The organism is Candidatus Enterococcus avicola (assembly GCF_047470845.1).
GTDB classification, from domain to species: Bacteria; Bacillota; Bacilli; order Lactobacillales; family Enterococcaceae; genus Enterococcus_D; species Enterococcus_D casseliflavus.
The window spans coordinates 45,083-69,252 of record NZ_JBLGTY010000017.1; the positions used below are offsets into that span (position 1 = coordinate 45,083).

Sequence of the window (24,170 nt, forward strand, 5' to 3'; positions counted from 1 at the left end):
TAGATGTCATTAGAAAATGAACAATTGTCTTTTGATTCTGAACAAAAGGAAAATAAAAGAGTGACAGTTCTCGGGATGGAATTTGAAAATGATGATGCTCGTCGAGAGTATTTCCGGGAGGAGCTGAGAAAAAAACTTCCTGAGTTGAAGAAAATTGAAGGCTTTCCAATTGGTAGCGACGAAGATATTATTTCGTTATCTGATCCACCATATTATACAATTTGTCCCAATCCATGGTTAAGTTCTTTTTTTTCCGACTGGAAGACTGATAAGAATTATACAAAGGACGTTGAATACCCGTTAGCAGTCGATGTTAGTGAAGGTAAAAATGATCCAATCTATAATGCGCATAGTTATCATACTAAAGTTCCTTATAAGGCAATTATGAGATATATGCTTTATTATACGAATCCTGGAGATATAGTTTTTGACGGATTTTGTGGATCCGGAATGACAGGTGTTGCAGCTGAAATGTGTGATAATAAGGAAACTGTAAGAGATTTAATGGGAGATGATTTTTGCGAGAGTAGTGTTGGTTACAGAAAAGCAATGTTGATTGACTTAGCACCCGCAGCAACATTTATTTCTCATAATTATAATAAAAAAGGAAAATCAGAAATATCAGCTCGTTATTTGTTGAAAAGACTAAAAAAATTGAGAGAAAAATATGATTGGGCATTTTCAACAATTTGCGAAGGTTCTCGTATGATAAAAAACGATACAAATTTAAGGCGATTTTATGAAGAAAATAAAGAAAATTTTGGTGAAATTAATTATATTGTATGGAGCGAAGTGTATATTTGTAATTCCTGTACTAGCGAGATAAATTACTGGGATGTCGCTGTTTCAAGAGATGAGAAAAAAGTAGAGAGCGTGTTGACTTGTGCTCATTGCGGAGCAAGAAGTGAAAAGAAAAATTTGGATAAGGCAATGGAAAGCCACTTAGATCCAGTGATTAATAAGCTAGTGCTACAACCAAAGATGGTACCAGTTAAAATCAATTATTCGGTGAATAAAAAAAGATACAACAAGTCCCCTGATTGGTATGATATTAAAGTTATTAACTATTTTAAATTCCAAGGGAATTACAATAAAATCCCAGTTGTAAAGTTTAATAATGGTATTAAAACTTCAGAACCAATCAGGAATGGAATGCCCTACGTCCATCATGTATACACAGATAGAATCCTATCAATCTTAAACGATTATTTAGACGTTGAGGATACCGTGATGATTGATGATATACAGTTTTTGTTAGGAAGTACTCTTCCTAAGCTTACCAAAATGAACAGATATATGCCTCAACATGGTAGTAGAGCATTAGTGGGACCAATGGCAAACGCGTTATACTTTCCGCCTTTATCTGTAGAAAATAATGTTTTATCTCAGTTTGAATTTCAATTAAAGAAGATTGTAAAAGCTTGGAATTGTTATTCGGGAACGATAATTTCTACTCAAAGTAGTACAAAAGTCCCTATTGCTAATAATTCAATAGATTATATTTTTATTGACCCTCCTTTTGGTGCCAATATTATGTATTCAGAGTTAAGCTTTATAAGAGAATCTTGGTTGGGTGTATATACTAATAATAAAAAGGAAGCAATAGAGAATAAAAGTCAAGGTAAGAGATTGTCAGATTATACTCAATTGATGAGTGATGCATTTAATGAAGCTTTTCGAATTTTGAAACCAAATAAATGGATTACAGTTGAATTTTCTAATACGAAAGCTAGTGTATGGAACGCGCTACAATTCGTCATACAAAATGCTGGTTTTGTAATTGCGAGTGTTGATGCGTTGGATAAAAAACGTGGTGGTTTCCATTCAATGATAACAACTACAGCAGTAAAACAAGATTTAGTTATTTCCGCTTATAAACCAGCGATTGAAAGCGTCAATAAAATGATTTCAGAAAGAAATTCCGAAGAATCAGCTTGGACATTTATTGAACAGCATTTAAAAAAACTTCCAGTTTTTGTAGGTACTCGAGGTGATGCTTCGGTAATAGTAGAAAGAACTATTAGAATTCTGTATGATCGAATGGTTGCTTATCATGTTCAAAATGGGTTGCCTGTCCCTATCTCTGCTTTGAATTTTCAGGAGGAAATTGTGAGGCGATTCTCTTTACGTGATGGAATGATATTTCTTGAATCTCAGGTTGTTGAATATGATAAGAAAAGGATAACGGCTAAAAACTTTTCTAAATTATCATTGTTTGTATCTGATGAGAATAGTGCTATTGAATGGATTAGGCAGCAACTATTAAAAAAACCACAAACAAGGCAAGATATACAACCTCTGTTCATGAAAGAAATTATGAATATTGCAAAACATGAAGATTTACCTGAATTAGATGATTTACTTCAGCAAAATTTTTTGTTCTATAATGGAATCGGATCAGTTCCCAATCAAATTAGCACTTACTTAACAAAAAACTATCATGAATTACGTGGGCTAGACAAAGATGATGAAGTGTTAAAAGAAAAAGCGAAAAATCGTTGGTATGTGCCAAATCCTAATCAACAAGCCGACTTGGAAAAACTGCGAGAGAAGAACTTATTGCGTGAGTTTGTCCATTATCTTGAAGAAATCAATAATAGCAAGAAGAAATTAAAAGTATTCCGTACAGAAGCAATCCGTGTTGGTTTTAAGAAGGCGTGGACAGAAAAAGAATATCAAACTATCGTAAAAGTAGGAGAGCGCCTTCCAGAAAAAGTAATTCAAGAAGACGATAAGCTTCTGATGTATTTTGATAATGCTTTAATGCGAGTAGAAATGTAGCAAATACTAATGATAAAGAAATTTGATAGATTCTACACATAGAGGGAAGTGATGAAAATGAACTGGATAAAGGAGATTACAGATAAGTTCCCGCAGAAAAATATTTATCTTGTAAGAGATGATGATGAGTTGCTGATGATAGATGATGTTAAAGTTAAATTGTTTGAGTTAGATATTTCTGTAATAACTTATGGAGATCCAGTTCATTTTCGTTATACTTACGGAACCAAATTCGGCAGAAAATTTGATGGAACGCTACTTATTCGCTTAGTAGGTGTTGATTTTTATGAGGTTCCTTGGGACGTGTACCAAAAGGCATTTCGTGAATCTATTGGAATTGCTGATATATTTCCCTTTTTGGATAGTAAAGCTGTGAAAGAGCTAGGTATTGAAAATTGGGAGCAATTATACAATGCCCAGCAAAGTTTAACAACAAGACAAGATTATGTTTCTTCACTGGAATTTATAGAATGTGTGATTTATCATGAAGCTGATGAATACATTTCAATGATACTTGATCCTTATGTTGAAGATTTTATGCTATTTAACAAAAAAGCTCCGATCTTACGTGAATGGGGCGAGATTGCTAGATTGATTGGTGAACATCGCTTATATCGTAGAATGGATAAGGAGTTTGAACTATTAGTCGATGATGCCAATAAAAAATTTCAAGAGTATTTAAAAAAAGATTATGACAGGAATCTTTCCCTGCCTCCGGCAAAACAGCCAAATTATGTAAATCAAATTTTGAATTATTTGCACAGAATGCAGGGTATTTCGGGTAGAAAATTAGCTCTGATTGTTATGGATGGAATGAGCTTTACTCAATGGAGTGTTGTTGAAAAATGGTTAGTTAATAAAAGTTTTGATTTCCAAACCATGGCAACTATGGCGATGATTCCGACCATTACCTCTGTTTCAAGACAAGCAATTTTTTCTGGAAGAAGGCCTAGCGAGTTCCCAGAAACAATTACAAGAACTTCCTCGGAACCAATTCAATGGCGTAAATTTTGGAAAGAAAAAGGATTCCTAGAAAATTCAATCAAGTATCAGAAGGGTTTAGGGCATGCCGATTATCAAGATACTGTTCTTGAGTATAGATACGCTGGTACAGATATCTATGGTTGCGTCATCGATGTGGTGGACGAGTTTATGCACGGCGCCAAGCAAGGTCTGGAGACAGTTCAATCAGAATTACGAATTTGGCTTGAGAAGGGCTTCTTAGAATTTATGTTACGTGACTTGATGAATTTAGATTATGATGTGTATATTACGTCTGACCATGGAAATGTGGAGGCAACTGGGATTGGACGAATCCAAGAAGGTATTCTTGCTACAGAGAAAGGGCAACGTGCTCGGATATATGACTCAGAAGTACTTAGGTCTAATACACATGATTTATACACTGAATCAACCATAGAATGGGAGAGTGTAACGTTACCGAATAAGGGTTATTTTTCGTTAATTGCTAAGGAAAAATTTGCATTTGTACCTGAAGGTGAAATAATTATGACCCATGGTGGAATGCATGTGGAAGAAGTAATTGTGCCTTTCGTAAAAGTTTTAAAAAGGGATGATCGATAGATGAAAAAAATGGTGGGATTATTTCGTGTAATGACATTTGAAGAGTTGGACAAAGCTGCTGAAGTAATGGTGAAATATTCACCTACAGACGCGTATCAAATATTAGATGAGACCTTTGCAAAAACAGTTAAGGGGGATACGTTCCGCAGAAAAGCTCTAAACAATTTAATGAAAGTATGGGGGAACGGCCAGAAGCCACTTTCTGATTTTCAAGAGAAAGTACTAGAACGATATGCTATTTCAAATTATGATGAGAAAAAATCGTTGCAAGTTTTGATGATGCTTTATTCTTTTTCATTTTTTTCAGACACCATAAATATAATTGGGAAGTATCTACGTATGCAGGATACGTTTCAATCGAAAACAATTATGGAAGAAGTTCGTAGCACTTATGGAATGACTGAGACAGTGAATAAAGGGGTGTTGACGGTTTTGGGTTCCTTGGTTGATTGGGGATTTCTATTTCGTAGCAAGCCTGGTGTATATGAACTTACGAAGCACAAAATTCTGATTACTGATGAGTTTATAAAGAACGTATTGATACGCTCTATTTTAGCTCATACGGATGCTGAATACCTTCCGCTAGAAATTATAAATAATCAAGCGGGATTATTTATGTTTGATTATCAGGTTAGCAGATTAGAAGTTCATCTTGATGATTTAAACGTGTTACGAGAAAGAACGGATACTTTCATAGGGTTAAAGTAAAGATTATACGAATTGAAAGCAAACAACAATTATGTTGTTTGTTATTTTTTGGATGTTTGAACCTAATCAGAGTATCAAATCTCGTATTCGTATGATGGATTTTTGAGAATGTAGTTTAGAGTGAGTGAATATGATATGTTCTTCGTCGATAATAAGTATACACTAATAAAACATTTCAGCTCGCATGTTTACTTGTTTGAAAAATTGACACCATTGCTTTCAAATAATTTGAAAGTCAATAAAATTTTTATCATTTGAATCTCTAAAAATAGTTGCTATTAAAGCCTTTTATAGCTGATTAAAAAAATAGTTGAGCTAACCAGGTCTTAAGAAAGCTCGTAAAGCTTCACAGTTTTCAAAACGTTATAAATCTTATTATATCAGCGAAAAAAGGCATTCCTATTTTTGAGGAGTGCTTTTTTTAAAATAAACGGAAAACCGGAGAGGAAGGACTGGCTTAGTGAACGTCTACTTGTCTCTCAAAATGATTTAAAAGTGGTATTACAATGAATTGTGGTATCAACGCTCACTGGTTTTATAGGAAGTCCTAACCTCAGTCAGATTTACCAAATAATCAATACTAGTGTCATAGTGACTTGCTAACTTTATCAACGTTTGAATAGGGATATCCAGCGCACCGTTCTCGTACCGAGAATACGTTGACTGTGAAACATTTAAAAGAGTAGCAATTTGGCGTTGGGTTAAATCGTTGTCTTCTCGCAGATCACGGATTCTCTGAAACATAGTTATCACCTCGATAACATTCTACTTTATGCGAAAAATGCATATTGACTTCTATGCGTTTTTCGCATAAAATAAGGTTAGTTACGAGGATAAGGCTTTTTGTAATCTGTTAGATTGAGCAAATAATCAACGCTAGTAGAGTAAAAGTCTGCTAGTTTTATCAAGGATTGTGTCGGTATGTCTAGCTTCCCTGATTCATATCTAGAGTAAGTAGTTTGGCTAATGTTTAATAATTTAGAAAGTTGTTCTTGATTCAAGTCTTTATCTTCTCGTAAATCACGAATTCTATAATACATAAAATCACCTCACTTATATTTTAGGGGAGGGGATTTATGTTGCGACATTATATGCGATAAGCGCATAAAATAATTTGATTTTAACAACACACCTTAGACTTTCCTAAAAGAACCAATAATAAAACTACAATCGTAGTAAACGAAAGGGGGAAAATTACTACGAGTTTACTACTTTATTTTCAGACCAAGTGTATTAAAAAGTTTTAGATTTTAGTTGATTTTCAACCAAAAAATTATAAGGAGGAATTTATATGAGAAAAAGATTGTGTTTACTAGGGGTAGTTTGTTTTGTCAGTATCCTGTTTCTATCGGCTTGTTCCAATGAATCAAATCAAGGGGAGTCTGGCAGCAATGAAGGAAAAGTTTCGCTAACCATGACAGCCTGGGGAAATCCCGCAGAACAAGAAGTATATCAGCGAGCGATTGATGCCTATATGAAACAAAATGAAAACGTATCCATTGAGCTGATTCCTGCTCCTGGTGATACGTATGCGCAGCAATTACTGACGCAGTTACAAGGAAGTCAAGCTCCCGACTTATTTTATGTAGGAGAAGTACAAATGGCGCAACTGATTGCGACGGGACGATTGATTGAATTAACAGATTTCTTGGAATCAGAGGATAGCTATGTCAAAGTTGATGACTTTGCTTCAGGAATTTGGGGACCTGCTCGAAGAGAGGAGCAGATCTACGGTGTTTCTGTCGATTCCAATCCGATGTTGTTGTATTACAACAAAAAAGTGCTGGAAGAAGCAGGACTTGATCCTAACGAACCGCAAAAATTATATGAATCTGGAAATTGGACTTGGGATAGTTTCCAAAAGATAAATGAGACGGTCACTGCTAATGGAAAATATGGTCATGTCCTAGAAAATGGTGCACATCACTACTTCAGTTGGTTGTGGTCGAATGGTGGAGAAATGTATGGGGACGATGGTTCGTTTATTTTACCTGAAAATGAACGAGGAATAGAAACCTTTGCTTATTTGACGAAAAATGTAGTTGACGGGAATTTTACCTATGCCGGGGCTTTGCCAGAGGGGCAAGGTGGGGATGCCATGTTTATGTCCAACCAAACAGCCTTTGTGTCAGCGGGACGGTGGTTTACCCCAATGTTCAGCGAAAATGAGGCATTAGAATTTGATTACATTCCCTATCCTACTAACACAGGTGAACAAATCGAACCTAGCTTTATTGCAACCGCGTATTTAGCAGTAGGTGATCATTCAAAAAATAAAGAAGAAGCGTTGCGCTTTCTATCCTATTATACTTCGGAGCAAGGACAACGGGATCGGTTAGAAGATGAGGGGAATGCTGTTCCTTCTGTGACGACAGCAGATGACATCATTGAAAATGCCACGATACCTGAGCATGCCAACTATTTAATCGATGCCAGAGATATCGGTAAAGTAGAAGATAAACAGGCATTGGTTCCAGGACTAAGTGATCAATTAGAAAGTATTCTGGATTTACTCTTCTTAGGGCAGTTAGAGCTTGATGAAGCTGTAGTACGCTTGGAAAAAACAGCCAATGAATTGATCGAAGCCAATCAACCGTAGCAATAATTATATATGAGGAGGTGGTAGGATGAGGAAAAGCACAACAAAATGGGCCTGGTTATTTCTAACGCCACAATTAGTGGGGCTCATCATTTTTTCTCTGATTCCAGTGGCAATAGCAATTGGCTTGAGCTTTATGTCATGGGATGGATTTGGTGCTCGGACATTTGTAGGGATTCAGAATTATATCAATCAATTGGCCAATCCTGATTTTTGGACAGCAACATACAATACATTGCTCTATACCTTATTCACTGTTCCGATCGGTCTGAGTTTGGCGCTGGTATTAGCGGTCGTTTTGAATAAACGTACTGGAAAAAATGTGTATCGATTGTTCTTCTTCATGCCGGTTGTGACAAGCTCAGTCTCTGTGTCCGTCATGTGGATGTGGATTTTAAATGGTGATATTGGGATATTGAATCAGGTATTGGGGATGATCGGTATCCAAGGACCTAATTGGTTGACGGATACTCGGATCGTGATGCTGTCTATCGCTATGTTAAGCATCTGGTGGCAGCTAGGTTACAATATGGTGATTTTTTTAGCAGGCATTCAAAATATCTCCAAATCCTATTATGAAGCAGCAGAAATGGATGGTGCCAGTAAGTTGCAGCAATTTTTTAAAATCACCTTACCGATGCTTTCACCAACGACATTCTTTCTATCCATTATGGCGATCATTAGTTCGTTTCAAGTGTTTGACCAAGCGTTTGTTCTTACTCGAGGTGGTCCGGGGAAAGCCAGTTATACACTTGTTTATCACATTTATCAGCAGGCCTTTATTGATTTTCGCTTTGGGTCAAGTGCAGCAGGCGCGGTTATCCTGTTTGTAGCGATTTTGGTTCTTACATTGATTCAATTTTATGCGCAAAAAAGGTGGGTTCATTATGAAGAATAAGAAAATTAGTGTAGGCAAATTGTGCTTACACGGATTACTAGCAATCGGTTCTTTTTTGATGGTCTTTCCTTTTCTCTGGACGATCGGCAGTTCCTTAAAAAACATGACACAGATTTTTGCAATACCACCTGTTTGGTTCCCGAATCCGATTGTCTGGCAAAATTACCTTGATTCATTGCAAGCGATGCCTTTTGGTCGCGCCTATTGGAACAGCTTCTACATTACGATCATCGTCGTTGTTAGTCAGCTTTTCACTGGATCGATGGCTGCTTATGCTTTTGCAAAATTGAAATTCAAAGGTTCCGAGGCTCTGTTTCTGCTATTTTTAGCGACAATGATGATTCCTAAGCAAGTCACCATGATTCCATTGTATTTGATTATGGACAAGTTAGGCTGGTTAAACACGCATTTGCCATTGATCATTCCTGGTGCTTTATTTAACGCCTTTGCAGTTTTTTTATTGAGACAATTTATTCGAGGAATCCCCAAAGAATTAGAAGAGGCGGCAGTGATGGATGGTGCGAGCATCCCGCGTATTTATTGGAGTGTCATATTACCATTGATCAAACCGGCGCTTGCAGCCATGACGATCTTTATCTTTATGGGCACGTACAATAACTTCATGGATGCATTGATTTATCTTTCAACGCCTGAAAAATTCACGGTTCCTTTGTTGCTAAATAACTTTAAAGGACTCTATGTGACAAATTGGTCTTACATGATGGCAGGTGCCACGATTTCGGTGATTCCAATTATTCTGGTCTATTTGTTTGCCCAACGCTATATTATCGAAGGAATCACATTGACAGGGATCAAGGGATAGATAAAAAAGGATGATTAATAAGTGAAAATCAATCAACTGGCACAGTATCTAGAGTGGGTAATGAAATTTGCGTACCTCAACATTCTCTGGTTAGGGTTTACCCTTTTAGGGGTTGGTCTCTTTGGATTTTTTCCAGCTACGATGACTAGCTTCATTCTGTTAAAGAGCTTCATCGTTGATGGTGAAACCGAATGGACAGCGCAGGACTTCTTTATTTGCTATAAAAAAGTATTTTTTCGTAGTAATAAATTAGGATGCATCTGTTGGTTGATTCTCGGCAGCTTAGGGATCAATTTTCACATAGTTTTAACCTCCGAAGAGCCGCTGTTTATCGGTTTACGCATTCCCATACTATTAGCGATTATTGGTACTTTATCCATGCTTGTCTATGTGTTTCCTATCAGTGTTTATTGGGGAAGATCGATGTATCAGACCTTTTTTTCAGCAGGATGCTTTGCACTGGCATTTCCAGTTCAAACAGCTAAGGTCTTGGCTTTGCTTATTCTCATAGCGTGTATAGGGTTTCTTTTTCCGATGTTTCTGTTGTTCTTTTCTGGAAGTGTATCAATGTATCTAGTGTTGAAAAATTATGTCTTGCTACAGATAAAAATAGACAAACAATCGATGGAGTAAATGTTGCCAATAGGAAAATAGAAGATTGATTTTTCGAGAAAATATGGAGGAGATTGAGAGGAGCAAGTACATGGTTAAAATTACATTTATTGGTGCAGGAAGTACGATATTTGCAAAAAATGTGTTAGGGGATGCGATGCTGACCCCAAGTTTATCTGAGGCTGATATTGCGTTATACGATATCAATGAACAGCGGCTTAGAGAATCGGAGCTAATGTTGAGAACGATCAATAAAAATGCCAATCATGATCGGGCAAAAATCCGAACCTATCAGAATCGCAAAGAAGCTTTAACCGACGCAGATTTTGTCATCAATGCAATCCAAGTAGGCGGTTACCAGCCATCTACAGTGATTGATTTTGAGATTCCCAAAAAATACGGTCTAAGACAAACCATTGGTGATACCATGGGGATCGGTGGGATTTTCCGCACCCTACGGACATTGCCAGTGATGCTAGAGTTTGCAAGAGAAATGGAGGAAGTCTGCCCTCAAGCTTGGTTATTAAATTACACCAATCCAATGGCGATGTTGACGATGGGTATCTTGAAAGGTACGAAGATTAAAACTGTTGGACTCTGTCATAGTGTGCAAGTTTGTGTGTCAGAGTTGTTTAAGCAACTTGGGATTTCAGAACAATATAATGCTGACGAATTTCAGTGGAAGATCGCCGGGATCAACCATATGGCTTTTTTACTGGAATTGACAAAAGACGGGAAAGATTTTTATCCAAAAATCAGAGAGCTAGCAGCAGCAAAGCCCAATCCCCATTCGGATTCTGTACGTTTTGAATTGATGAAACGTTTTGGCTATTACATCACAGAATCCAGTGAACACAATGCAGAATATCATCCCTACTTTATTAAAAAATTGTACCCAGAATTAATCGATAGTTTCGATATTCCACTAGATGAGTATTTGCGCCGCTGTGAAAATCAAATTAGTGACTGGAATCAGATGAGGGAAAGTATTGTTATGAATGGGGAACTAACCCATACTCGCAGTAATGAATATGCGTCATACATTATGGATTCAATTGTGACTGGTACTCCTTCTGTTATCGCAGGGAATGTTTTGAATAAAGGCCTCATAACCAATCTTCCTGAAGACTGCTGTGTCGAAGTTCCCTGTTTAGTGGACAAGAACGGCGTTCAACCAACCTATGTAGGTCAACTGCCTACCCAGTTAGCAGCGTTAAATCGAACAAACATCAACGTACAAGAATTAACAGTCGAAGCTGCATTGACGTTGAATCGGTCGAAAATCTACCAAGCAGCTTACCTAGATCCACATCTCTCTTCAGAACTCTCGTTAGAAGCAATTACTTGCCTAGTAGACGAATTAATTGAAGCCCATGCAGGTTATTTGCCAGAGTACAAATAGAGAAAGTTCGGCTTTAGTCTATTGTTATGTTGCTGGAAGTTTATAAAAAGAAGCGAACTCAAAAATTGTAAAATAATTTTTGGGATTCACTTCTTTTTTGTTTTTGCGTAGAAAATAATCCAACACAAAAAGTTCGTTCGACAGAAGACCTGAGAAAATTTGGACCGAATCTTTCTTTTAATACTAATCTGAAAATATACGAAAATAAGGGTATTGGTTTCATTAGTCCAAAATTGATGACAGAATGCTTTAAATGATTCGTCTGTCGATGTCGAATAACTCAGATTTCCCCTAGTTACGACAGATAACGAAAAGTACTTAGAATATAAGCTTCCTTTGATATATAATGGTATCTAAGGGGATGAATTACTTCAAATTTTGGACATCGACAGAAAGAGGACTATAAAGCCTATTACTTCAACGTGTAATAGATGCGGGGGTCAAATCTAAAAGAGTGGAATGTAAATGACGGAAACTATCGCAAGTAGCTCAGTAATTTTCTTGTTCAAATCTTAAAGAGTATGTTCCTTTGCCTAGGTTAGCTGAAAAAGAACCGCTTGTTGAACCTTTAAAACTAGACGAAGCTGCAGTGCTCGAACCCACGAATAATATATACTGTCATTGATGTAATCGAGGTTGCAGTTGTTCTTGTTTGTTTATGTGTTGCTTTGTATTTTTTTGTTGAGCTTACTGACCGATCACTTACAGATGACCAAGACCAAATACCCTATCCTTTGTAAGTAATATCGGTTGCTTCGTGTGCAACAGCGGGAATTAGAAAGCTTAACACAAGCAATGAGTATGCGACCTTTTTCATATATTTCTCCATGACTTATCCTCCAATATGTTATAATAATGTTATTATTGCATGTATACGATAACATATTGGAGAATTCATGAAAAACTTAAAATTAATTTTAATCCATTTTTTTATAATTATAGTTTCTTTTTTTGTATCCAGATGTTTTTTTATGGAATTTTTGTATCCTTTTTCGATGAGTTTTTTCCCTACTAGTGAATCTGTTGATTTTGTTATTCCATTGATACAGATATTGCTAATTACTTTTTATTTGTATTTATTTGTTCAAAGTTTTATTTCTGGTTTTTTTCCCAAAATGGGCAATATATATTTTTTATATTATTTATTGTTTGTTATTAATTTATTTGCTTTTTTTCAAAAATATTGGAATACAAGGAATTGAATGGAATCCTCTTATGTTCATTCAAGATTTACTGAGTGCTGTGGTATTGCTTAATATTGTTATGTTTATACCTAGTGGTTTTTTATTTAAATTTAACAAGAAAAATTTACTCCTATTTATTTTGATTATTTTTCTTGTAGAAATTAGCCAATATGTTTTTGCTTTAGGGATTTTTGATTTTGGTGATATTTTCACTAATACTTGTGGGTTCATTATTGGTTCTGCTTTAAGTGAGACGCCATTATTTTCTAATTTTAAAGAGAAGATAAGGTAAAAAGGCTATTGTATCGAGTATGACTTTTGAATTGTTCTGTGTTAAAAAGAGTGTGCGAAACGAAATTAGTTTAAAATTACAGTTGCACCAAAAATCCCTCCTACTGCGAATAGGAGGGATTTTTTTGCGCTGTTGCGACTCCGCGGTGAGGCTAGAAGGCAACTGCTTTGATTATCGGCTAATCGTCTAACCAGCGATCAAATAGCAAAAGTACTAGACCTACCAGAAGTAGGCCGATAATCCACGAAATTCGTTCTTCAATCACAGTGGCAACCCATTGCGGGGCAGTTGCGGTATTTAGTCTATCATACTAGCAGTTATGACATTTAAAGAGTAGATAAGCGATATGGTGCTGTCAACGGTTGTTCGCAGGTTATTTGTGGCTCACTCGTGATCCAGCGATTGACGGTCGTTCTTTGTCCTTAACACGAACAAGCAAATGGACGGATTTATAGTCCACTTGCTTGTTCGATAAATTTATTTGATATAAATATATTGATTCGGTATAATTTTCGCAACATTTAAACTTTTCAAAATATTAAATGTTCGGATGAGAAATTCGAAAGAAAGGAGTATATATGAAAAATATGAAGCAATCAAAAAAAATGGTTATTGTGGTTATTTTGGTTTTTGTGGTAATGATTGGGGGGGCTACAGGATTTGCAACAGTTCAAAAGAATAAACTCTCTGATTTGTATTCCCAAGTTTCTACATGGGAAAAAACTGGGAGAACGTATACTACCAATGAAAATGGTATTGGGTATTCTGTTGTTGAACTTAGTACCGAAAATATATTCGAAGTGCCAGCCAGTCTTCCTATTACAGCTACAGATTATGAAAATGGCGTATTAGTTGATTACGATGGAAATGACAATGATTTTCAAGTGACATGGACAACAAGCGGAAACATCAGCGAAACGGTACACATGGATTCGAGTTTTAATGTTATAGACGAAACAACAGGAAACATAGTTTCTAGTGAAGATATGAAAGTTGTAAAAAATGTTTTTACTAGTGCGAAAGATAAGTGGAATCAAATCAATCAAAATTAGCAATAGTTAGGAGTTTTGTGCATGAAGAAATATTTGTTTTTATTGGGAGTAGTTGTGTCTTTGGGCGTATTGTTTTCTAAAAATGTTGAAGCTTCAGAAACGAAGGTCGCTACTATTGACAACGAAACGGTAGTTTTAGAAAAAGTTGAAGACTTAGAAACAATTAGCTCGATTTTAGAAGAGTATGGTTACTCGACAGAAGAAGTTGGATCTGTATATAAATATACTGTTGAAGATCCTGTACCAGTTTTTAATCGCACACGTGCTTACAGAGTGGATGTTCTATCTGCAGCTTATAGAAAGCATAAAATTGCTACAGGGGCAGCAGTTGGGGACTATTATAATAAGCGCTATAAGACTTTAAATGTTCGAAATGGTTATGAATGGGTAAGTGGGTATGCAGTTTATGTCAAGCAAGTAAGCACGACAGAGGAAGTTCTGGATCATATTCGAGTTTATAAGACATGGTAATATGCCATCTAAAAGTGTGAATCTTGAAAGGAAATAGGAGGTATTTAGAAGTGAAAGTATTATTAGGCTCACAAGTAGACATTCTATTTTTAAACGATAAATTAGAAAATATTAGAGGTACAGTAATAAATATTTTTGAAGATTCTATGAGAGTAGAAGTTGAAACAACAAAAAAACATTTAATCATATTGAAAACAGCAATCGCAACAATAACGCTTTTGGATTAACTCAGCTATTTTACCCATTAGTTAACATAATCTTGATTTATCAAAATATTAATAAGGGAAAATACCAAATGAGAAGAGTCGCATCGATAGTATAGAATAGGTTTTAGATCTTTTCATCTGTCGATGTCGAATAGCCTTAATTTTCCTTAGTTACGACAGATGTCGAAAAGTACTTAGAATATAAGGTTATTTTGATAGATAATGTTATTTAAGGAGATTAAACACTTCTAATTTTGGCCATCGACAGAAAGAGGCTTATAAAGCCTATTACTTCAACGTGTAATAGATGCGGGGTTCAAATCTAAAAGAGTGGAATGTAAATTAGCACCGAAGTCTGTTGTACCGTCTGGAAATACACATCAGAATCTAATAAAGGAACGAGAGAAGGCAGAAATTATTTGCTAGAGGATGATTATATCGTAAAACAGCTAAAAGTGATCGGAGAAGGGGCAGGCGCTGCCATTGCATCTGTTTTTCGATTGGATAAAAGCCAAGTGGATCTTGGTGAGGTTGAAGATGAGCAAGGGAATGTCGTCTCAGGAAATGATTTGTTAGAAACCTATTTAAATAGCGGGATGATTCATAAAGGTTTTTTATTGATTCAAGCGAAACAAGCAAAGCTTTCTTATTTTGAATTCTCTGTATTGAAAAGCTATTTTATTCGATATTTAAAGGAGTTAAGTGAGGAAGATAAAGTAAAACTAGCGATTGACGCTACGAAGATCGCATATTATCAACGGAAAATCGATGATTTTGTTTTATCGCTTTAAATGGTTCGACTATCCGATGAATCAAATTATAAGTAAAGAGCGAAAAAAGTATGACTTGCTTCGCTCTTTTTTCATTCCTCTCGTCACAGCTCCGCAATCTTCCGTACGGTATTGATGGTCCGAATCGTAATCTGTTTGCCGACGCTGGTGCTGGCTGTTTTTTTCCACCAATTGGTTTTTTGATAGTCTTTGCGGATGTAGGACCAGAAAACGACGTCTTTGTAAGGGAAAACCTGTTCAAGGTCGGCATTTGGAGCCCCGAGTTTTTCAGATAACACCTCGTAGGTCAGTGAAGGCATCAAAAAGATCAGGTTGTCATAGATGGTTTTATCTTCCGTTCCTGACCAGTCAGGTCTATGGGCCAAGCGTTCCTGCAGCTCTGTTTGGCGAATGATATAAATAGCGATATCAAAGGAAAAGTACCGTTTGATCATTGCTTTAATCATTTCGGCAAGGGCTTGTGGATCATCATCTTCACTGGAAAAAATCACATTGCCGCTATTCAAATACGTGACCACATCTCTAAACCCCAGTTCTTCAAAACCGGCTTTCAATTCTTTCATAGAAATTTTGTTCTTTCCACCGACATTGATGCCTCTTAATAAAGCGATGTATCGTTGCATGGATAACCCCTCCTTTAAAACGCTTCTTTTAGCTGATTATAGAATGGATGGAGAAGAAGCACAATCCTGGCTTATCAGCTACCCAAAATACGTGAGCGAGAAGCGATTAATGCAAGCTTATTGGTGGAGTGGCCGTGGCGTACGTATTTTTGCACTGCTGATTAGTAAAAACGAAGAAACAACCTATAGATGGTAATACCCCTCACAAATTTGCTAAAGCAAGCGAATTTGTGAGGGGCACTTTAAGTTGTTTTCTCTATTTCTGGCTTCATTGTTAATCCACCGCAATCCTCACAGACACGGTCTGTACGGGGACATCATAAAAGGGATCTTCTCGTCGGCCTAAAAAGTCTTGGGCTTGCTGAGGGAAGAGGGCGTATATCAGCACGTCTTCTTCGCTTTTGGCATACTCAGCGATTTCTTCCTTGAAGGCTGGCAATTGCGGTGCCAGTAGATCAGCTGGTCTGACAGTGATCACTTCAGCATCTCCGATAATTGTTTCTTTGATTTCTTCGCTGATGGGTGCTGGCGATTGGCCGTAAAGTCCTTTGACATAATCTTTGATCTCACTTGGGACAAGTCTGTAGCGTTCTCCTGAAATTACATTCATCAAGGCTTGAGTGCCGACCATTTGCGACAATGGGGTCACTAGCGGTGGATAACCCAAGTCCGCTCTGACTTTTGGTACCTCTGCTAGGACTTCTTCATACTTGTCTTGCAATCCTTGTTCCGTCAATTGGCTGAGTAGGTTCGACAACATGCCGCCAGGTACTTGATAGATCAAGGTTTTGGGTTCGATGTCTTTGACTTTCGGATTCAGCAGCCCTTCTTCACGGAAACGATCACGAACGGGATTGAAATGTTCTGCAATCTCAGCGACTTTCTGCAAATCAAGTCCAGTAGCAAAGCCGCAATCTTCTAAGGCGATCGCCACAGATTCGGTCGCTGGCTGACTGGTGCCGCCAGCAAAAGAGGAGATGGTAGTATCAATGATGTCTGCGCCAGCTTCCGCAACTTTCAAGTAAGTCATCTCAGCAATGCCGCTGGTGGCATGGGTATGGACTTCCAGCGGCAGATCGACCGCGTCTTTGATTCGGCTGACCAACTCGTAGCCGGTCTGCGGCGTCAAAACGCCTGCCATATCTTTGATACAGATAGAATCTGCGCCGAGGTCTGCCATTTTGTTGGCAAGGTCAACGAAGTAATCCACGGTATGGATCTGGCTAGTAGTATAAGAGATCGCCGTTTGACAGTGTCCACCCGCTGCTTTTGTGGCACGGATGGCAGTTTCCAAATTGCGGACATCATTTAAGGCATCAAACAAACGAAGAATGTCGATGCCGTTTTCGACCGATTTGGTCACAAAGTCAGCAACGACGTCATCGGCATAGTTTTTGTAGCCTAAGAGATTTTGTCCCCGTAAGAGCATTTGCAGTTTGGTCTTTTTCACTTTTTTGCGGATCGCCCGCAATCTTTCCCATGGGTCTTCATTTAAAAAACGCAGGCAAGCATCGAAGGTCGCGCCGCCCCACATTTCTAGGGCATGATAGCCTGCTTGGTCCATGGTTTTTAGAATCGGCAGCATATCGCTGGTAGGCATTCGCGTAGCGATCAGACTTTGTTGGCCGTCCCGCAAGACGGTTTCGGTAAATTGGATTTTTTTCATTCTTTCACTCTTTCCTGAATGATTTTACGGATCTGCTGCTGCATGTCTGCTACGCTATGAGTTCTAGAACGGCCACAAACTTTGGCGTCTTGCTCACAGACGTAGCAGCTTCTTGCAGGCAGTCCAATTTCGGTGCGGCTGATAGGTAAAAGCTGGTCTTGGGTTTTGGTTAAGACATCAAGATCCACCAACCGGCCGTAAGGATGATTGGTCTCAATCTGAACCATCATTCGTTTTAGTTCATAAGGATCTGTGGGCAGTACGAGATAATATTCTGGTCCGGTCTCCAAACTGCGGTAGAGGTTTGCCAGTGGAATTAGTTCCTTGACGACCTCTTCGATTTCCGTGATGAGTTCTTCAAAAACTGCGGTCAATGAGGCAGAATTTTTCACGGGACCAGGAATATTCATGGTGGCAACAAGCAATGCCGCTTTTTCATCCGCAGCGAGAAGCTCCCGTTGAAGGGAGCTTCTATTTTCTCGCGCCTGCAGCATGTCGGTTAGCGTCACAGGGGTTCCTGAAAATAGGGCATCAGACATTTTTGACCACATCAATGATCGTGCCATCGCGGTATTCGATCAAAGCGACGGTTTTTTCCCCGTACTTGATTGGTTCGGGTTGACCGACAATGCTGTAGGCTTTTTCTTTTAATTCTTCAATGGTGTATTGGGGAATATCCAATGCTTCAAAATGGCTGATCAGGTCTTCGCGAGCAGGATTGATGGCGATCCCGATTTCTGTGACGACGACATCAATGCTGGCGCCTGGCGTGACGATCGTGTTGACGGTATCGACGATCGTTGGGATCCGTCCCCGCACGAGAGGAGCGATCACTAAGCTCATTTTGCACGCCATACTGGTATCTGAGTGTCCGCCAGAAGCACCGCGGATCACACCGTCAGAACCGGTGATGACATTGATGTTGAAATTCGTATCAACTTCCAGTGCGGAAAGAATGGCGGTATCCAATTGATTGATAAACGCCCCTTTGCTTAACGGTGAGGCATACATATTGGCATCGATCTCGTAATGATTGGCGTTTTTTCCTAGCGATTGTGCAGAAGGGTGATCGAAGTCTTGGACATCGATCAGTTTTTCTACTAATCCTTCTTCTAACAGTTCCACCATGGCATTGGTGATGCCGCCGAGGGCAAAGCTAGCTTTGATCTCATCTTTGATCATCGCCTCGCGTAAAAAACGAGAAACGGCTAATGCGGCACCGCCCGTTCCAGTTTGGAAGGAGAAGCCTTGTTGGTAGTAAGGCGAGCTGGTGATGACCTTGGCTGCATACTCAGCAATCAGCAATTCTTTTGGATTTTTGGTAAAGCGGGTCGCACCTTTTGCGATCCCTGCAGGATCACCGATGGCGTCGACTTCCACGACATAATCGACATCCGTTTGGGGAATGCTGATTGGGGTATTTGGAAACGGCACCAGGGTGTCGGTGATGATCACGACTTGGTCGGCGTATTTTGCATCGACCATCGCATAGCCCAATGAGCCGCAGGTTGCTTTTCCGACGGTACCATTGGCATTGCCATACGCATCTGAGCTAGGCGCTCCTAAGAAAGCGACATCGATGTGGATATCGCCGGCGGCAATCGCACGAGCCCGACCGCCATGAGAACGGATAATGACTGGGGCATCCATAATGCCTTCGGAGATTGCGGCACCGACTTTGTCCCGCAGACCGCTGGAGGTGATATTGGTCACGACCCCAGATTTGATATGTCCGATCAATGGTTCATGGACATTCGCGATGGAACTAGGGGCAATCGCAAGATTCTTGATGCCCATTTTTGCGATCTCGTCCAAAACGAGATTCATGATAAAGTCCCCTTCGCGAAAATGATGGTGGAAGGAGATCGTCATGCCGTCCGTTAGCCCTGTTTTTTCAATGGCTTCACGTATGCTGCCTAAGACCTTGCTTTTGCCCGGCAGGACTGGCTCGATCTTGCGACTCGCTTCTTTGTAGGCATGGATATTGGCCGTTTCATTTTCAAAGACCCCGTATTGGTTGGCATAGCATTCAGGGATGTCTTTTCCTGCTTTGTTTAACACCATAATTACACTTCCTCCTCGGTAATCAATTTCGCTGCTTTGGCAAGGGCGATCACGCGTTCCGCTCGCTCAACGATTGGTTTATCGACCATTTTGCCATTCAAGGAGATCACACCAGAGCCTTTGCTTTCGGCTTCGCGAATGGCCCAGATCACTTCTTTGGCCTGTTGGATCTCGGCTTTTGAAGGCGCATAGATCCCATTGACTAGGGGAATCTGCCGTGGATTGATCACTGATTTTCCGTCAAAACCAAGCTGCTTGATGCGAGTCGTTTCAGCGATAAAGCCATCTGTGTCATTGATATCAGAAAAGACGGTATCGATGGCGGCGATCCCTGCAGCTCTAGCTGCATGCAAGATCATACTGCGGGCAAACAACAATTCTTGCCCATCTGGGTAGCGACGAGTCTTCATATTGGTGACATAATCTTCTGCCCCTAAAGCGATCCCGATCAAACGATCGGAAGCTGTAGCGATGTCTCGGGCATTTAAAACGCCTTCGGCAGACTCGATGGCAGCCATCATTTTGGTGGTTCCTACAGGCAGATCGTTTTCTTCTTCTACTTGTGTGATCACAGCGGCAACGTCAATGATGTCTTGGGCGGTTTCGGTTTTCGGTAGACGAATGACGTTGACCCCCGCTAGGACCATCGCTTCGATATCAAGGGCACCCACCGTGTCGAGGCCGTTGATGCGTACGACGGTTTCGATGGCAGAATAGTCAAAGGTTTTTAAGGCAAAATGCACCAGTGTCCGAGCGGAGTCTTTTTCATTCAAGGAGACCGCATCTTCTAAATCAAACATAACGGAATCGGCGCCATACAATGGTGCATCCCGTAGCATGGCAGCATTGGCTCCTGGTACAAACATCATCGTTCTTCTTAAACGTTCCATGTGTCGATCTCCTTCCAAGCATACTGTTCTTGTTCGGCGGCCCGATGAACGGCGGTCAGAGTTCGGGCTTTGATGGTACAGTCCAAGGCGCCTTTATCGGTGGCAGTGATTTTGGCCTGGGTCACGCCTAGATGGTTCAGCGTCTCAAGGATGACGGCGCGAATTTGTTTGCCGAATTGTTTTTCGACACTGCTATCGAGGGTCAGCTCGATGGTTTGGGTTGTGGTAGGCTCGATCGCGATCAAGATATCACTGGATTCAACAGAGCCAGCAACCGCACTTTTTTTGATTTCCACTTATTATCACCTCTAAATATAGTTATGCTGCATTAAAAATGAGAACGTTGTTTCTGGTAAAAATTGCTGCAAGGAAAGTAAATCTTTTTCTGCAATCGCTTTCCGAACGTTTGTAGCCGAAACGGTTGATTGGTTGATCTTCAGACGGTCGATCACGATCAGTTCAAGCTCGGGTGAAAAAACGGCAGCCATGGCCTCGTTGTAGAGTTGGGTCACGGGCGAGTAAGGCTCTGAGCCTACAAAACGCGTAGTGATCGCCAACAGCGGGGCAATTTTTTCTTTGAAGAGGGTTGCATCAAAGGCGGCTTGTTTTTTGGCGATCGCCTCAGGTGCTTGCTCTTTCAAGAAATAACTGGGAAAGACCGCCGAGGAGACGAGATAGTTGTTGGTTGGCAGCACTGTTACATTTGGCAGATGAGCCAAGCCATCCGTCACCATCTGCAGCCGTTCGCTGGCAGAAAATTGCGAGCGGTCTTCTGATAAAACGAACACATAAACCTGTTCTTTTTGACTCGCAGCCGTTTCGACTAAGTACAAATGTCCTTTGGTAAAAGGATTGGCGTTCATGACGATCGCGCCGTTGTTTTGTCCGATTCGCTGCCGTTGCAGTTGCTGGGCATAGCTTTCAAAAGAAGGAACGCCTTGTTCCATGAACAAGATGTCTTGTGCTGCCAGCACTTCACGAAACCCGAGGGATTCAAAAAACAGGCGGTTTTTCGGTGCTGTATAGACGAAGGACTTGGTGAAGCCTTCGTCTTTGATATGATCGCTAAGGTGTGAAATCAATTGCGTCAACAGCTGTTCGGAGCGTCTTTTTTCACAGACCACCACATACTTGATGATATTGGCATAGCAAGAAGCAGTAGCAATCAAGGTTTGCTGGTCAAAAATGCCGACGGTATAGGCTACTTCTTCACCGACGGCTAAGCCAGCACGGGTGATCAATTTTTGCCATTGCAAAAAGACTTCTGGATCTTTTTGCAGCCAGATTCTTTTTAGGGTATACATACAATGCCTTCTTTATTTTTTTACTGGGAAGAGCTTCGACAAAAGCAAGGATGCGAAGTAGATGATCAGGATCACGACAAAGACGCCGCCCCAACCGAATAACAACAATTCAAATGAAGTCAGTAAATCTTGACTCATAGTTTTCCTCTCCTTTCTAGTGACCTAAGCAATCAGTGCCAGCAGTAAGCCGCCGGCGATGACCGAAGCAATCTGTCCTGAAACGTTGGCACCGGCTGCATGCATCAAAATAAAGTTTTGCGGATCTTCATCTGTCGCCATTTTTTGGATGACCCGACTAGACATTGGAAACGCAGAGATACCAGCGGCACCGATCATTGGATTGATTTTTTCTTTACGGAACAAGTTCAGCACTTTCGCAAACAACACGCCGCCGACCGAGTCCATAATGAAGGCAACCAGCCCTAAACCAATAACCATCAATGTATCGACTTGTAAGAATTCTTCATATTGCATTTTCACAGAAATTGATAAACCTAGGAGGATACTAATGATATTCACTAGTTCGTTTTGAGCAGTGATGGACAAACGATCCAAGACACCACATTCCCGTAAGAGATTTCCAAACATCAAAAATCCAACCAGTGGCAATGAAACAGGTGCAATTAACCCTGCTACGATCGAGATCACGATCGGGAACAAAATTTTGGCCGTTTGCGAAACTTCGCCGGCACGATACGACATACGAATTTTTCGTTCATGCTTGGTCGTCACTGCTTTGATGGCAACCGGTTGAATGATCGGTACTAGCGCCATGTAAGAGTAAGCTGCTACCATGATCGCACCCATATATTTCGAGTTCAGCGTATTTGCGACAAAAATCGAAGTCGGACCGTCAGCAGCGCCGATGATCCCGATGGAAGCTGCGTCGTTTAAATCAAAACCAAGCAACACGGCAACGATGATCGTAAAGAAGATCCCGAATTGCGCAGCAGCGCCAAACAACAAAAGAAATGGATTTTGTAGCAAGGGACCAAAATCGATCATCGCGCCAATCCCGATAAACAAAAGCAAGGGGAACAATTCAGTTGAGATCCCCATATCAAACAATACTTGGAACGGGCCAGCTTCTCCGCCAGCACTTAACACACCTGAGTTCGGGAAGTTCACTAACAACGTGCCCAATCCCATGGGTACTAATAAGGTCGGTTCATATTCTTTCTTGATCCCCAAATACATTAATAGACCACCGATGAACATCATAACGATCCGTCCCGGCTCCGATCCTAACCCGACTACACCTTCAATTAACGTTTCCACTACGTCACTTCCTTTTCAATAAATTAGCCGATCGTAATCAGCAGTTCTCCTGGGTTGACCATGTCGCCCGCATTGACTGCAATCGCAACCACGGTTCCTGCTTTTGGTGCCACGATCTCATTTTCCATCTTCATGGCTTCTAAAATCATCAACGATTGATTTTCTTGTACAGTATCACCTACATTGACCAAGAGACGTAAAATCGTTCCCGGCATCGGAGAATGAATCGGCTCGCCATCAGCAGGAAGCGTAGCTGGCGCTGGCTGTGGTGCTACTTCTGGTTCTGGTGTGCTGACTACCTCTGGTTGAGCAGGTACCGCTGCGGGAGCCGGTGTTGGCACTGCTGGGGCAGGAGCGGTAGGTTGCGGCGCACCGATTTCTTCCATTTCGACAAGGTATTCTTGCCCATCGATCGCTATTTTAAATTTACGTAACATGTTTTTCCCTCACTTGTTTTCATTTTTTTTGGCTATTTTTTTGATTGTGAACTGAGAATCAGGCAGCTCTCCTGCGGCAATACTGGCGGCAATCAGGGCGACTCGCCTAAATTCAGGATTGCGCTTCTCAATTCTTCGAATGACAAACTGACTTTCAGGGTAACATTCAGCCCCTAGTGCGGCGGCTATCAGACTGACTAATGGATAATCTTCTGCAGGCGCTGGCTGATAGCTCGACACTTCTTGCCAATCAGACGCGGGTGGATCCGTTATCATTTCCTGTGGCTTCAAAGGGGAGCTGACAGGCGCATCAGGTTCATCATGCGTTTTTTTGAACAATCTTTTAATAAGATTCATGGGTTTCTCCTTTCTCAATGATTCGTTCCCTTTCATTATAGAAATTCCCGTTCAATCAGCGAGATTTATTTCGACTTAAAATTGTTTTTTCAGTGTTCCTTTTTTGAAAAAAGAGCGAAAAACCTTAGTAAACGTTGATTTATCAAGG

At 40.0% G+C, this 24,170-nt stretch carries 27 protein-coding genes; 14 read left to right on the plus strand and 13 right to left on the minus strand.

Annotated features, from left to right (window positions below; translation table 11 throughout):
- The first annotated feature begins 3 nt into the window (after positions 1-3).
- The 3 genes from ACI3E5_RS13250 to ACI3E5_RS13260 are packed head-to-tail and all read left to right on the plus strand — an operon-like array spanning position 4 to position 5,073.
- A complete protein-coding gene (locus tag ACI3E5_RS13250; RefSeq protein ID WP_202065239.1) occupies positions 4-2,781 on the plus strand; it encodes a DNA methyltransferase in 2,778 nt (925 codons plus the stop codon).
- 51 nt (positions 2,782-2,832) lie between these two features.
- The gene (pglZ, locus tag ACI3E5_RS13255; RefSeq protein WP_202065237.1) at positions 2,833-4,365 is read left to right on the plus strand and encodes a BREX-3 system phosphatase PglZ; all 1,533 of its coding nucleotides are present in this window, start codon (positions 2,833-2,835) and stop codon (positions 4,363-4,365) included.
- Positions 4,366-5,073, plus strand: coding sequence for a hypothetical protein (locus tag ACI3E5_RS13260; protein ID WP_202065228.1), 708 nt, complete (start codon positions 4,366-4,368; stop codon positions 5,071-5,073).
- A gap of 519 nt (positions 5,074-5,592) precedes the next feature.
- Here ACI3E5_RS13260 and ACI3E5_RS13265 read toward each other — a convergent pair.
- Positions 5,593-5,817, minus strand: coding sequence for a helix-turn-helix domain-containing protein (locus ACI3E5_RS13265; RefSeq protein ID WP_231473159.1), 225 nt, complete (start codon positions 5,815-5,817; stop codon positions 5,593-5,595).
- Positions 5,818-5,894: 77 nt separating this feature from the next.
- Positions 5,895-6,113: a helix-turn-helix domain-containing protein gene (locus ACI3E5_RS13270; protein ID WP_080650843.1), complete on the minus strand. Its 219-nt coding sequence runs from the start codon at positions 6,111-6,113 to the stop codon at positions 5,895-5,897.
- A 251-nt stretch (positions 6,114-6,364) separates the two neighbouring features.
- On the opposite strand from ACI3E5_RS13270, the gene ACI3E5_RS13275 reads away from it, so the two are divergent.
- From ACI3E5_RS13275 to ACI3E5_RS13320, 10 genes are all read left to right on the plus strand, one after another.
- Entirely contained in the window at positions 6,365-7,672 is a 1,308-nt protein-coding gene (locus tag ACI3E5_RS13275; protein WP_325845099.1) for an ABC transporter substrate-binding protein, read from the plus strand.
- A 28-nt stretch (positions 7,673-7,700) separates the two neighbouring features.
- Positions 7,701-8,570, plus strand: coding sequence for a carbohydrate ABC transporter permease (locus ACI3E5_RS13280; protein WP_325845098.1), 870 nt, complete (start codon positions 7,701-7,703; stop codon positions 8,568-8,570).
- On the plus strand, positions 8,560-9,393 hold the full coding sequence (locus tag ACI3E5_RS13285; RefSeq protein WP_005233037.1) for a carbohydrate ABC transporter permease: 834 nt from the start codon (positions 8,560-8,562) through the stop codon (positions 9,391-9,393). Before ACI3E5_RS13280 ends, ACI3E5_RS13285 begins: the two co-directional genes overlap by 11 nt.
- Positions 9,394-9,414: 21 nt before the next feature.
- Positions 9,415-10,026 carry a YesL family protein gene (locus ACI3E5_RS13290; RefSeq protein WP_086338812.1) on the plus strand — a complete coding sequence of 204 codons (612 nt, stop codon included), beginning with the start codon at positions 9,415-9,417 and terminating at the stop codon, positions 10,024-10,026.
- 70 nt (positions 10,027-10,096) lie between these two features.
- Entirely contained in the window at positions 10,097-11,407 is a 1,311-nt protein-coding gene (locus tag ACI3E5_RS13295; protein ID WP_325845096.1) for an alpha-glucosidase/alpha-galactosidase, read from the plus strand.
- Between the two features lie 1,164 nt (positions 11,408-12,571).
- Positions 12,572-12,883 carry a VanZ family protein gene (locus tag ACI3E5_RS13300; RefSeq protein ID WP_428208195.1) on the plus strand — a complete coding sequence of 104 codons (312 nt, stop codon included), beginning with the start codon at positions 12,572-12,574 and terminating at the stop codon, positions 12,881-12,883.
- Positions 12,884-13,461: 578 nt separating this feature from the next.
- A complete protein-coding gene (locus tag ACI3E5_RS13305; RefSeq protein WP_325845094.1) occupies positions 13,462-13,935 on the plus strand; it encodes a hypothetical protein in 474 nt (157 codons plus the stop codon).
- Between the two features lie 21 nt (positions 13,936-13,956).
- Positions 13,957-14,406: a hypothetical protein gene (locus tag ACI3E5_RS13310; protein ID WP_230319227.1), complete on the plus strand. Its 450-nt coding sequence runs from the start codon at positions 13,957-13,959 to the stop codon at positions 14,404-14,406.
- A 50-nt stretch (positions 14,407-14,456) separates the two neighbouring features.
- Entirely contained in the window at positions 14,457-14,633 is a 177-nt protein-coding gene (locus ACI3E5_RS13315; RefSeq protein WP_195266351.1) for a hypothetical protein, read from the plus strand.
- Between the two features lie 398 nt (positions 14,634-15,031).
- Entirely contained in the window at positions 15,032-15,403 is a 372-nt protein-coding gene (locus tag ACI3E5_RS13320; protein ID WP_159161207.1) for a hypothetical protein, read from the plus strand.
- Positions 15,404-15,486: 83 nt separating this feature from the next.
- On the opposite strand, the gene ACI3E5_RS13325 is transcribed toward ACI3E5_RS13320, so the two are convergent.
- Positions 15,487-16,026 carry a DUF1697 domain-containing protein gene (locus ACI3E5_RS13325; protein ID WP_325845092.1) on the minus strand — a complete coding sequence of 180 codons (540 nt, stop codon included), beginning with the start codon at positions 16,024-16,026 and terminating at the stop codon, positions 15,487-15,489.
- Between the two features lie 43 nt (positions 16,027-16,069).
- Here ACI3E5_RS13325 and ACI3E5_RS13330 point away from each other — a divergent pair, with 43 nt between their 5' ends.
- Positions 16,070-16,222: a hypothetical protein gene (locus ACI3E5_RS13330; protein ID WP_231435925.1), complete on the plus strand. Its 153-nt coding sequence runs from the start codon at positions 16,070-16,072 to the stop codon at positions 16,220-16,222.
- A gap of 78 nt (positions 16,223-16,300) precedes the next feature.
- On the opposite strand, the gene ACI3E5_RS13335 is transcribed toward ACI3E5_RS13330, so the two are convergent.
- From ACI3E5_RS13335 to ACI3E5_RS13380, 10 genes are read right to left on the minus strand one after another with little or no spacing between them, the layout of a single operon-like run.
- Positions 16,301-17,692, minus strand: coding sequence for an oxaloacetate decarboxylase subunit alpha (locus tag ACI3E5_RS13335; RefSeq protein ID WP_498821887.1), 1,392 nt, complete (start codon positions 17,690-17,692; stop codon positions 16,301-16,303).
- Positions 17,689-18,231 (minus strand): citrate lyase holo-[acyl-carrier protein] synthase, encoded by a 543-nt coding sequence (gene citX / locus ACI3E5_RS13340; protein ID WP_231588520.1) that lies wholly within the window; start codon positions 18,229-18,231, stop codon positions 17,689-17,691. Before citX ends, ACI3E5_RS13335 begins: the two co-directional genes overlap by 4 nt.
- Complete coding sequence (citF, locus tag ACI3E5_RS13345) at positions 18,224-19,756, minus strand: citrate lyase subunit alpha (protein ID WP_074536251.1); 1,533 nt, start codon at positions 19,754-19,756, stop codon at positions 18,224-18,226. Before citF ends, citX begins: the two co-directional genes overlap by 8 nt.
- 2 nt (positions 19,757-19,758) lie before the next feature.
- Positions 19,759-20,646, minus strand: coding sequence for a citrate (pro-3S)-lyase subunit beta (citE, locus tag ACI3E5_RS13350; protein WP_005230463.1), 888 nt, complete (start codon positions 20,644-20,646; stop codon positions 19,759-19,761).
- On the minus strand, positions 20,634-20,942 hold the full coding sequence (citD, locus tag ACI3E5_RS13355; RefSeq protein WP_005230465.1) for a citrate lyase acyl carrier protein: 309 nt from the start codon (positions 20,940-20,942) through the stop codon (positions 20,634-20,636). Before citD ends, citE begins: the two co-directional genes overlap by 13 nt.
- 12 nt (positions 20,943-20,954) lie before the next feature.
- The gene (gene citC / locus ACI3E5_RS13360) at positions 20,955-21,950 is read right to left on the minus strand and encodes a [citrate (pro-3S)-lyase] ligase (protein ID WP_167822339.1); all 996 of its coding nucleotides are present in this window, start codon (positions 21,948-21,950) and stop codon (positions 20,955-20,957) included.
- Positions 21,951-21,962: 12 nt separating this feature from the next.
- Entirely contained in the window at positions 21,963-22,088 is a 126-nt protein-coding gene (locus ACI3E5_RS13365; RefSeq protein ID WP_008381833.1) for an OadG-related small transporter subunit, read from the minus strand.
- A 24-nt stretch (positions 22,089-22,112) separates the two neighbouring features.
- Positions 22,113-23,228 carry a sodium ion-translocating decarboxylase subunit beta gene (locus ACI3E5_RS13370; RefSeq protein ID WP_005230469.1) on the minus strand — a complete coding sequence of 372 codons (1,116 nt, stop codon included), beginning with the start codon at positions 23,226-23,228 and terminating at the stop codon, positions 22,113-22,115.
- 23 nt (positions 23,229-23,251) lie between these two features.
- Complete coding sequence (locus tag ACI3E5_RS13375; protein ID WP_428208191.1) at positions 23,252-23,665, minus strand: acetyl-CoA carboxylase biotin carboxyl carrier protein subunit; 414 nt, start codon at positions 23,663-23,665, stop codon at positions 23,252-23,254.
- Positions 23,666-23,674: 9 nt separating this feature from the next.
- Complete coding sequence (locus tag ACI3E5_RS13380) at positions 23,675-24,022, minus strand: hypothetical protein (RefSeq protein ID WP_241656100.1); 348 nt, start codon at positions 24,020-24,022, stop codon at positions 23,675-23,677.
- Positions 24,023-24,170: the final 148 nt, after the last annotated feature.

Coding starts and splice junctions, on each gene's coding strand:
- pglZ (WP_202065237.1), top strand. CDS start 2,833: ATGAAAATGAACTGGATAAAGGAGATTACAGATAAGTTCCCGCAGAAA.
- ACI3E5_RS13325 (WP_325845092.1), bottom strand. CDS start 16,026: ATGCAACGATACATCGCTTTATTAAGAGGCATCAATGTCGGTGGAAAG.
- ACI3E5_RS13330 (WP_231435925.1), top strand. CDS start 16,070: ATGGATGGAGAAGAAGCACAATCCTGGCTTATCAGCTACCCAAAATAC.
- ACI3E5_RS13365 (WP_008381833.1), bottom strand. CDS start 22,088: ATGAGTCAAGATTTACTGACTTCATTTGAATTGTTGTTATTCGGTTGG.
- ACI3E5_RS13275 (WP_325845099.1), top strand. CDS start 6,365: ATGAGAAAAAGATTGTGTTTACTAGGGGTAGTTTGTTTTGTCAGTATC.
- citE (WP_005230463.1), bottom strand. CDS start 20,646: ATGGAACGTTTAAGAAGAACGATGATGTTTGTACCAGGAGCCAATGCT.
- ACI3E5_RS13270 (WP_080650843.1), bottom strand. CDS start 6,113: ATGTATTATAGAATTCGTGATTTACGAGAAGATAAAGACTTGAATCAA.
- ACI3E5_RS13260 (WP_202065228.1), top strand. CDS start 4,366: ATGAAAAAAATGGTGGGATTATTTCGTGTAATGACATTTGAAGAGTTG.
- ACI3E5_RS13305 (WP_325845094.1), top strand. CDS start 13,462: ATGAAAAATATGAAGCAATCAAAAAAAATGGTTATTGTGGTTATTTTG.
- citX (WP_231588520.1), bottom strand. CDS start 18,231: ATGTCTGATGCCCTATTTTCAGGAACCCCTGTGACGCTAACCGACATG.
- citF (WP_074536251.1), bottom strand. CDS start 19,756: ATGGTGTTAAACAAAGCAGGAAAAGACATCCCTGAATGCTATGCCAAC.
- citC (WP_167822339.1), bottom strand. CDS start 21,950: ATGTATACCCTAAAAAGAATCTGGCTGCAAAAAGATCCAGAAGTCTTT.
- ACI3E5_RS13335 (WP_498821887.1), bottom strand. CDS start 17,692: ATGAAAAAAATCCAATTTACCGAAACCGTCTTGCGGGACGGCCAACAA.
- ACI3E5_RS13265 (WP_231473159.1), bottom strand. CDS start 5,817: ATGTTTCAGAGAATCCGTGATCTGCGAGAAGACAACGATTTAACCCAA.
- ACI3E5_RS13375 (WP_428208191.1), bottom strand. CDS start 23,665: ATGTTACGTAAATTTAAAATAGCGATCGATGGGCAAGAATACCTTGTC.
- ACI3E5_RS13250 (WP_202065239.1), top strand. CDS start 4: ATGTCATTAGAAAATGAACAATTGTCTTTTGATTCTGAACAAAAGGAA.
- ACI3E5_RS13285 (WP_005233037.1), top strand. CDS start 8,560: ATGAAGAATAAGAAAATTAGTGTAGGCAAATTGTGCTTACACGGATTA.
- ACI3E5_RS13280 (WP_325845098.1), top strand. CDS start 7,701: ATGAGGAAAAGCACAACAAAATGGGCCTGGTTATTTCTAACGCCACAA.
- ACI3E5_RS13380 (WP_241656100.1), bottom strand. CDS start 24,022: ATGAATCTTATTAAAAGATTGTTCAAAAAAACGCATGATGAACCTGAT.
- ACI3E5_RS13310 (WP_230319227.1), top strand. CDS start 13,957: ATGAAGAAATATTTGTTTTTATTGGGAGTAGTTGTGTCTTTGGGCGTA.
- ACI3E5_RS13295 (WP_325845096.1), top strand. CDS start 10,097: ATGGTTAAAATTACATTTATTGGTGCAGGAAGTACGATATTTGCAAAA.